The organism is Cesiribacter andamanensis AMV16 (assembly GCF_000348925.1).
Lineage (GTDB): Bacteria > Bacteroidota > Bacteroidia > Cytophagales > Cyclobacteriaceae > Cesiribacter > Cesiribacter andamanensis.
Genome location: NZ_AODQ01000162.1, coordinates 1 through 8555, shown reverse-complemented (window position 1 = coordinate 8555; position 8555 = coordinate 1). Strand labels below are relative to the sequence as shown.

The following is an 8555-nucleotide window of genomic DNA, read 5'->3' as shown; positions in this document are numbered from 1 at the left end:
TCCTGAATGCCATCAAGGAGTTTACCGACAATCCCGAAAGCGCAGATAAGAGCCTGGGCGCCTTTCTGCAGGAAATTGCCCTGCTAACCGATGCCGACAACAACAAGGATGCCGACCCCGATGTGGTGCAGATGATGACCATCCACGCCGCCAAAGGCCTGGAGTTTCGGGTAGTGTTTGTGGTAGGCATGGAGGAAGACCTTTTCCCAGCCAGATGATGCTCAGCAGCCGGGCCGATCTGGAGGAGGAGCGCCGCCTGTTCTATGTAGCCATTACCCGGGCCGAGCATCGCCTGTACCTGAGCTATGCGCTGAGCCGCTACCGCTTTGGCCGGCTCAAGAGCTGCGAGCCCAGCCGTTTTCTGGAAGAGCTGGACCCCAACTGCCTCAAAATAAACAAGAAGCAAAGCAGCCGGGAGCCCGCCAGCCTGGGGCCCAACCACAGCAGCCAGTATGCCAAAACCCTGGTAGAGGGCATCCGCCGGCAGCCGGTTAACCGTACCGCAGCCGCCGCTTATGTACACCGCCCTACCGCCAACTTTGTGGCCAGCGACCCCCTTTTGCTGAAGGAGGGCATGCGGGTAGAGCACCAGAAGTTTGGCTACGGCAAGGTAGAAGCCCTGGACCTGAACGGCTCCAACCGCAAGGCCAAGATCCAGTTTGAGCATGCCGGCGAAAAAACCCTGCTGCTGAGCTTTGCCAAATTGCGGATTGTGGAAAACGAATAATCCCGGCTTGACTCGTGCCACGAATTACTCGTGGCACGAGTGCGTGCTAAGCAGCCATCTTTCTTTAAAGTAGGCCTCAGTTGATGTTAATTTTATCCAGAATCATCCGTCAGAGCACCCATAGTAGACCCTGGATACCACACTGCTGTTTTCTATTATGAGCCCTGCCTGATGCATCAGGGAAAATGTGGAAGCGGGCTATGAGAACAGGCAGTTTTGTTCGATATCCTGCAGATGCTGAAGGACAAAGAGTTTGGGAAAACGTGTTCTTTGATCCAAAAAACGCCTTCACACAAAAAAATTTCCATAACCACCCCCTTAGCGGGCTAACATTGCCTATATAAAGCGGTTTATTACTAGATTAGCTGCGCTTTCTTTACCTTCGTAGCGGGTTATGGCTTTTCTGAACCAACCGCCCCAAAATCTGATTACTATTTTATGATCGACACCGAAAAAAAACTGACCTATAATTCAGCCCGCCCTGAAATTCTCCTGCGCGATTACGGCCGCAACATCCAGAAAATGGTGGCCTTTGTAAAGACCATTGAGGATCGCCACCAGCGCAGCCGCTATGCCTATACCCTGGTGGAGATGATGAAGCAGATCAACCCCATCATGAAGGAATCTGAGGAGTATAACCAAAAGGTGTGGGACGACCTGTTCATCATTGCCGGTTTCGATCTGGACATTGACAGCCCCTACCCCAAGCCTGCTAAAGAAAACATTGGCCGCAAGCCCCGCCTGCTGGAGTACAGCACCAACAAGATCCGCATTCGCCACTACGGCCACAACATAGAAGTGCTCATTGAAAAGGCCGCCAGCCTTGAGGATGAAACCGAAAAGGAAAATGCCGTGGTGTCCATTGCCCGCCTGATGAAAAGCTTTCACTACATCTGGAATAAGGAAACGGTAGATGATTCGCTAGTGCTCAACAACATTGATATCCTAAGCCGCGGCAAGCTCAAAGAGATCACCGACCGGCTCAAGGAAGGGGGTCTGCCCCAGCTGAACCAGCGCCGCAGCAGTGGCCCGGGCAACAATCCAGGCAACAGCAACGGCAAGCATAGTGGCGGTGGGCCCAGAAAGAATTTTTCAAGAAACAAACCACGCAAATAAGCATGTCCGCATTACGTGTAGTTGGAGGTCATCGTCTGAGCGGCGAAATTACTCCCCAGGGAGCAAAGAACGAAGCACTGCAGATCCTGTGTGCCGTACTGCTCACCGAAGAGCCGGTTACCATCCACAACATCCCCAACATTGTTGATGTAAACAAACTCATCGAGCTGCTGGGCGATATGGGGGTACAGGTAGAGCGCCTGGGCCCTGATTCGTACCGCTTTACCGCCAAGCATGTAAACCTGGAATTTTTGGAATCGCCCGAGTACCGCAAAAAAGCGGCTTCCCTCAGGGGGTCCATCATGGTACTGGGTCCGCTGCTGGCCCGCTTTGGCAAAAGCCGCATACCCCGCCCGGGAGGCGATAAAATAGGCCGCCGCCGGCTGGATACTCACTTTTTGGGCTTTCAGAGCCTGGGCGCCAAATTCAACTACGAAAGCGACAGCCAGTTTTACAGCATCGATGCCTCTAACCTGCAGGGTACCTACATTCTGCTGGACGAAGCTTCGGTAACCGGTACGGCCAACGTTCTAATGGCCGCCGTGCTGGCCAGGGGCACCACCACCCTGTATAACGCCGCCTGCGAGCCCTACATACAGCAGCTGAGCAACATGCTCAACCGCATGGGTGCCCGCATCAGCGGCATTGGCTCCAACCTGCTCACCATTGAGGGGGTAGAGCGCCTGGGGGGCACCGAACACACCATGCTGCCCGACATGATCGAGATCGGCTCCTTCATTGGCATGGCGGCCATGACGGGCTCCGAACTCACCATCAAAAATGTACGGGTAGATATGCTGGGCATGATCCCCGATGTATTCCGCCGGCTGGGCATCAAACTGGAGATTCGTGGCGATGATATTTACGTGCCCCGCCAGGAATCCTACCAGATCGAGTCCTTTATTGACGGCTCCATCATGACCATTGCCGATGCTCCCTGGCCCGGCTTCACCCCCGACCTGCTCTCCATTGTGCTGGTGACGGCCATACAGGCCAAGGGTACGGTGCTGGTGCATCAGAAAATGTTCGAGAGCCGCCTGTTCTTTGTTGATAAGCTGATTGATATGGGCGCCCAGATCATTCTCTGCGATCCGCACCGCGCAACGGTGATCGGCATGGATCGCAAGAATTCGCTGAAAGGCATTAAAATGACCTCACCCGACATTCGGGCAGGGGTAGCCCTGCTGATTGCCGCCCTCTCGGCCAAAGGCGAAAGCATTATCTATGCGGCCGACCAGATTGACCGGGGCTATTCCCACATTGTGGAGCGCCTGCAAAAGCTGGGCGCCAAGCTGGAGCGTATAGAGTCAGAGGGGTAGTTTCTCCTCAGCTCTTGCAAACCACCCATACAGAAAATATAAAACCGGCCTAGTGCCGGTTTTTTTTTGTTAAGCGAGCAATGGGCGTATACTCCTTAGTCTGTAGGAGAGCCTGCCTTCTTTCCTAAATGCAATTTAGCACAAGTAACAACTAGGTAGCGATCCTGCTTTAGCCGCACGGTTATACTACATTATATTGCTGAATCTATGGCGTTTTAAAATTCATTATGCACAAATAAACCCCTTTTGGCACTAACTTTAAACTTAAGATACATAGGCACACATCAATATAATTCTATTTCATCCATAACCCTTATGCCTAAGCCCCGTATTTACTTAAAGGGGCTACGAAGAAGCAAGCCTCCTATTTTTTAACCTTTGGTCGCCCCGGCGATCAAGAACAAAACCAGCGTTGAAGGCATGAAGCAGGAAGAACGGATCAAACAACGACAAAACCCCGACCGGGACAGGCCGCAGGCCCAGCGCACAGGCGCTGCTCCGGATGACGATCGCCACTACACCTCCCGCACCATTCCCGTAATTGAAGAAAGTGTAGAGGTAGACAAACGCGTGGTGGAAACCGGCCAGGTAAACATCAGCAAACGGGTAAGTGAAGAGGATGTAATTGTGGATGTTCCCTATGTAAAGGAGGAAATACAGGTAGAGCGAGTCCCCATTAACCGCTACATCGATACTCCGCCTCCGGCCATTCGGCATGATGGCGATACAACCATAATCCCCGTGTTGCGGGAAGTGGTGGTCAAGCGCCTGGTACTGGTAGAGGAACTGCACGTAACCAAAAAGAAAATTAAACACCAGGCTTCTCAGGACATGACCCTCCGCCGTGAAGAAGTGGAGATAAAACGTTCAGAGAACCCCTCTTCCAACCAAAACAAGGTTTGAGAATCAAACCTATTCATGTAGAATCAAAAACACATATACCTATGTCAAGCTCACAAACAGTAATCGGAATTTTTGAAACCAAGGAACAGGCCCGCGCAGCGGCCGACCACCTGGCTTCACAAGGATTCGATAAAGATACCATTGACCTGTCGGCCCACGGCAAAGACCTGACCGATACGGATCATGACCGTACTGACACCTTTTTTACCAACCTGCTGGGCCGGGACGACACCTCGTCCATCAGCTACCGGGAGGCCGCCCGACGCGGTACCGTACTTACGGTTCATACTACTGAAATGCGCAATGCAGAGCGTGCTGCCGCCATTATGGATGAGCACGGCGCCATTAATGTTGGAGATAAGAACCAGACCCGCGCTACCAGTGGCACTACTCATACAGGTACTGCCGGAACAGATCGCAACAGAGATCTGGACCTGACCAATAAAGACCGCTCTATTCCTGTAATTGAGGAAAATGTGCAGGTAGGCAAAAAAGAAGTAACCACCGGTGGTGTGCGCCTCAATAGCCGCATCATTGAAAAACCAGTGGAGAAAACCATGCGCCTGCGCGAAGAGCACGTGCATGTGGACCGCAAACCGGTAGACCGCCCAGCCAGCCAGCGGGATATGGATACCTTTAAGGCAGGCGAAGCCAAGGTGATAGAACATGCCGAGGTACCTCTGGTGAAAAAAGAAGCCCGTGTGGTAGAAGAAGTGCGTGTTGGTAAAGAAACTACCGCCCACAACGAAACCATTCGGGAAACTGCCCACAAAACCGATGTGCAGGTAGACAAGATCAATCCCGATAAGCCGCTGGACAGAGACAGAAACCTGGACAGCGATAGAGATAGCGACAGATTCAGAAACAGCTAAATCTATCCGCTGAAAAATCCTGCTTCGGGAAAGCGGTGGCTGCCAATCAGCCACCGCTTTCTGTATATTGGCGTATCTAAGCAGAAGCCACACTCCCTTTGCCAGGGTACCCCCTTAATTTTCTCCGGGAAATTGTGGAATGAAAAAACACACTTCCTACATTTACCCCAACAAACCAATAGCTTACACATGACCCATTCGCACGAGCAAGAGAAAGAAAGCCTGTTTGCGCATGTAGAACAACAGCTCCGCCAGCAGGGCTTTACTATAGAAACGATCGACAAGTCCCGCCCCTGGGGTGGCTTTTTTGTACTACATGAAGAACAGGCCCAGCAGTTTGCCAATACCTATTTTGAGGGAAAATCAGTAGATCAACTCCGCATATCGGGCAAGCTTAGCCCCAAGATCCTGATTGTTGCACCGGGTAAACGCCTCTCCTGGCAGTACCACCACCGCCGGGCCGAGATCTGGAAGGTGGTGCAGGGCTCGGTAGGCGTTGTGACCAGCCCCACCAATGTAGAGGGCGCTATTCGGGAGATGCAGCCCGGCGACCTGATCACCCTGCAGCAGGGCGAACGTCACCGCCTGGCAGGCCTCAGGGAGTGGGGCGTACTGGCCGAGATCTGGCAGCATACCGATGCCAGCCACCCCTCGGACGAAAATGACATTGTACGGGTGCAGGATGACTTTGGAAGGTAGCCTTTGCTACCTTTTTTTGTCGCTGCTGGCAGACCATGGCACGAATACACAAGATTTGTTCAGATAATGGTACCTTTACACCCCATGGCACACGAGCAAGTCAATAACCCCCTGCATGGCAAAACCCTGGAAACCATCCTGAATGAGCTGCTTGAGCGCTACGGATGGGAAACACTGGGCCAGTTGATCACCATCCGCTGCTTTACCGAAAACCCAAGCATTAAATCCAGCCTTACCTTTTTGCGCAAAACCCCCTGGGCCCGTAAGAAAGTTGAAGATCTCTATCTGAGAACCCTCAATACGCGCAAATTCTTAGACAAAAAAAAGCCGCGTAACCCCTCCTGATGCCCGGGCAGACAGCCCCCCTGGTGCCAGGCCAGCCCACTCCCGGCATTCACCTGCTGCCGATCACCACCCCCTAGCCCCAACCACCACACCATGAAATTTGACGAGTACCGCATAGCCCCTGAGATAAAAAAAAGCCTGCAGGAACTGGGATTCAAGCGTCCTACCGACATCCAGTACAAAGCCATCCCCCCCATTCTAAAGGGAGAAGATGTGCTGGCCATTGCTCAGACAGGCACTGGCAAAACAGCCGCTTTTGCCATACCGGTGCTGCACCTGCTGCACGAGCAGAAACAGCATGCCCGCCCCCGATGGCATCAAATGCCTGGTGATGGTGCCTACCCGGGAGCTGGCCTTTCAGATCACTGAAGTGTTTGAGCGGCTGGGCCGCCATACCCGCGTAAAAACGGTGAGTATTGTAGGCGGTGTAGAGCAGGAGCCCCAGATTGCCCGCCTGCAGAAGGGGGTGGATATACTGGTAGCCACCCCGGGGCGCATGTTTGATCTGGTGAGCCAGGGCCACCTGCTGCTGGAGCGGGTAGAGATCCTGATCCTGGACGAAGCCGACCATATGCTGGACCTGGGCTTTTTGCGCGACATCCAGGACCTGATGCACAAAATACCGCGCTACCGCCAGACGCTCTTCTTCTCGGCCACCATCAACGAAACCATCAAAAAACTGGCCTACTCGCTGGTGCGGCGGGCCATTCGCATCCAAATCTCCCCAAAAGATCCCGTGGCCAAAAACATCAACCACGCCGTGGCCTATGTAGAGATGGATGATAAGCGCTTCTTTCTGGAGCGGGTGATCGTAGAAAATCCCGAGAGCAAGATCCTGGTATTTGTACGCACCAAAATACGGGCGGAGCGGGTACACAAGGCCCTGGAGCGCATGAACCTGCATAGCCTGACCATCCACGGTGACAAGCAGCAGCAGGATCGGCTGGCGGTGATGCAGCAATTTCGCTCGGGTGAAACCAAAGTACTTATTGCTACCGATGTTAGTGCCCGGGGCATTGACATACCCGATGTGGATTTTGTAGTAAACTACGACCTGCCCGAACAGCCCGAAAACTATGTGCACCGCGTGGGCCGCACAGGCCGGGGCACTAAGAAGGGGCAGGCCGTATCCTTTTGCAGCACAGAGGAAAAACCCATCCTGGCGGAGATAGAGCAATTCCTGGACAAGCCCATTACCGTTATGGATATCAGTAAAGAGGAGTATACCGAAACGCTGGACTTTACCAGCGACAGCAGCAGCGACTGGAAATCCCTGATGCGGGAGCAGGAGGCGCTGGAAAAAGATCCAAAATTCAAGAAGAAGAACAAAAAGAAAAAATAGGCACTGCCCTATCTTTGCAGCAAGGCCCGGCCCCTTGTGTGCCCCAGTCCCTGAACACATGATCAATTACAACCCAAAAGAGTGGTTTACCTTTATCTTCCGCTTTACCAAGGCTGATACCTTCCGGCGCCTGCTGCCCCTGATGCTGGCCGTAAGCATCTATGCCGGGCTGGTGGCTTATCTGGAGCTTAACTATCTGAACCTCGCCGAGCGGGCCTACATCCAGAATGTGGGCATGATGCACAATGTACTGGGCTTTGTGATTTCACTGCTGCTGGTTTTCCGCACCAACACCGCCTACGACCGCTGGTGGGAGGGCCGCAAGGTGTGGGGCGGCATGACCAATACCTGCCGCAACCTGGCCATCAAGATCCATGCCCTGGGCCTGCCCGATACCGACCGCCGCTTTTTCCGTCAGATGATCCCGACCTACGCCATTGCCTTGCGCAATTCCCTGCGGGAAAATGAAGACTTTAGCGAAATAGATCCCATTCTGGACCTGAAACCCGAAAAGCACCTGCCCAACCAGCTGGCCGCCCGCATATACCAGCGCATCAACCAGCTCTACACCAGCAACACCATCACCTCGGCCCAACTGTGGGTCTTAAATGAGGAGGCCAAGTCCCTGACCGACCTCTGCGGTGCGGCCGAGCGCATCAAAAACACTCCCATCCCCTTCACCTACAGTGTCTTCATCAAGAAATTCATCTTCTTTTATGTGATGACGCTTCCGTTTGGCTGGGTATTCAGCCTGGGGTACTTTATTATTCCGGTAGTGGTGTTCATTCTCTATGCGCTCGCCAGCCTGGAGTTGATTGCCGAGGAGATTGAGAACCCCTTCGGCACCGATGCCAATGATCTGCCTCTGGACCAGATCTGTCATAACATCAAGAAGCATGTGGGAGAACTGCTGGCCGATAGCAGCAGTAAAAAAGAAAGCCTAAGCAAACTGGGTGCATAACTGCCCCCTTTGCCGGTACCTGTTAAAAATATTTGATCTTTACCTGCTTACCCTTTTGGCGGGCATAGTTGAGCAGGTCCTGCGTGCCAGAGCTTTTGCCATCCCAAAAGGCTACCACATGCTGCACCATGTTAATAATGGAAAAGGTACGGTTGGCATAAAAACCGGCCGGATTTTCATCATGGGGAATCACCGATAGCTTAATATTGTGTTCCTGCGCATACTGCTCAGCCAGCTGGTCGGCTCCTGTATCCCCACCAGATACGATCTC

Annotated in this window: 8 protein-coding genes and 2 pseudogenes; 9 read left to right on the top strand and 1 reads right to left on the bottom strand. The window is 53.1% G+C overall.

The window, feature by feature from the left end:
- From ADICEAN_RS19075 to ADICEAN_RS19035, 9 genes and pseudogenes are all read left to right on the top strand, one after another.
- Positions 1-727: pseudogene (locus tag ADICEAN_RS19075) on the top strand (3'-5' exonuclease); the annotation flags it as partial.
- A gap of 438 nt (positions 728-1165) precedes the next feature.
- Positions 1166-1843: a DUF4290 domain-containing protein gene (locus tag ADICEAN_RS19070; RefSeq protein ID WP_009197299.1), complete on the top strand. Its 678-nt coding sequence runs from the start codon at positions 1166-1168 to the stop codon at positions 1841-1843.
- A gap of 2 nt (positions 1844-1845) precedes the next feature.
- Positions 1846-3162, top strand: a complete 1317-nt coding sequence (gene murA / locus ADICEAN_RS19065) for a UDP-N-acetylglucosamine 1-carboxyvinyltransferase (RefSeq protein WP_009197298.1) — start codon at positions 1846-1848, stop codon at positions 3160-3162.
- Positions 3163-3540: 378 nt separating this feature from the next.
- Entirely contained in the window at positions 3541-4065 is a 525-nt protein-coding gene (locus ADICEAN_RS19060; protein ID WP_009197297.1) for a YsnF/AvaK domain-containing protein, read from the top strand.
- Between the two features lie 41 nt (positions 4066-4106).
- Complete coding sequence (locus ADICEAN_RS19055) at positions 4107-4937, top strand: YsnF/AvaK domain-containing protein (RefSeq protein WP_009197296.1); 831 nt, start codon at positions 4107-4109, stop codon at positions 4935-4937.
- A 189-nt stretch (positions 4938-5126) separates the two neighbouring features.
- Positions 5127-5636 (top strand): cupin domain-containing protein, encoded by a 510-nt coding sequence (locus ADICEAN_RS19050; RefSeq protein ID WP_009197295.1) that lies wholly within the window; start codon positions 5127-5129, stop codon positions 5634-5636.
- A gap of 84 nt (positions 5637-5720) precedes the next feature.
- A complete protein-coding gene (locus tag ADICEAN_RS19045; protein WP_009197294.1) occupies positions 5721-5981 on the top strand; it encodes a VF530 family protein in 261 nt (86 codons plus the stop codon).
- Between the two features lie 93 nt (positions 5982-6074).
- Positions 6075-7323: pseudogene (locus ADICEAN_RS19040) on the top strand (DEAD/DEAH box helicase).
- A gap of 58 nt (positions 7324-7381) precedes the next feature.
- Positions 7382-8284, top strand: a complete 903-nt coding sequence (locus ADICEAN_RS19035; RefSeq protein ID WP_009197291.1) for a bestrophin family protein — start codon at positions 7382-7384, stop codon at positions 8282-8284.
- Between the two features lie 22 nt (positions 8285-8306).
- Here ADICEAN_RS19035 and ADICEAN_RS22800 read toward each other — a convergent pair.
- On the bottom strand, positions 8307-8555 hold a 249-nt coding region (locus ADICEAN_RS22800; protein ID WP_040398292.1), incomplete at its 5' end, for a hypothetical protein.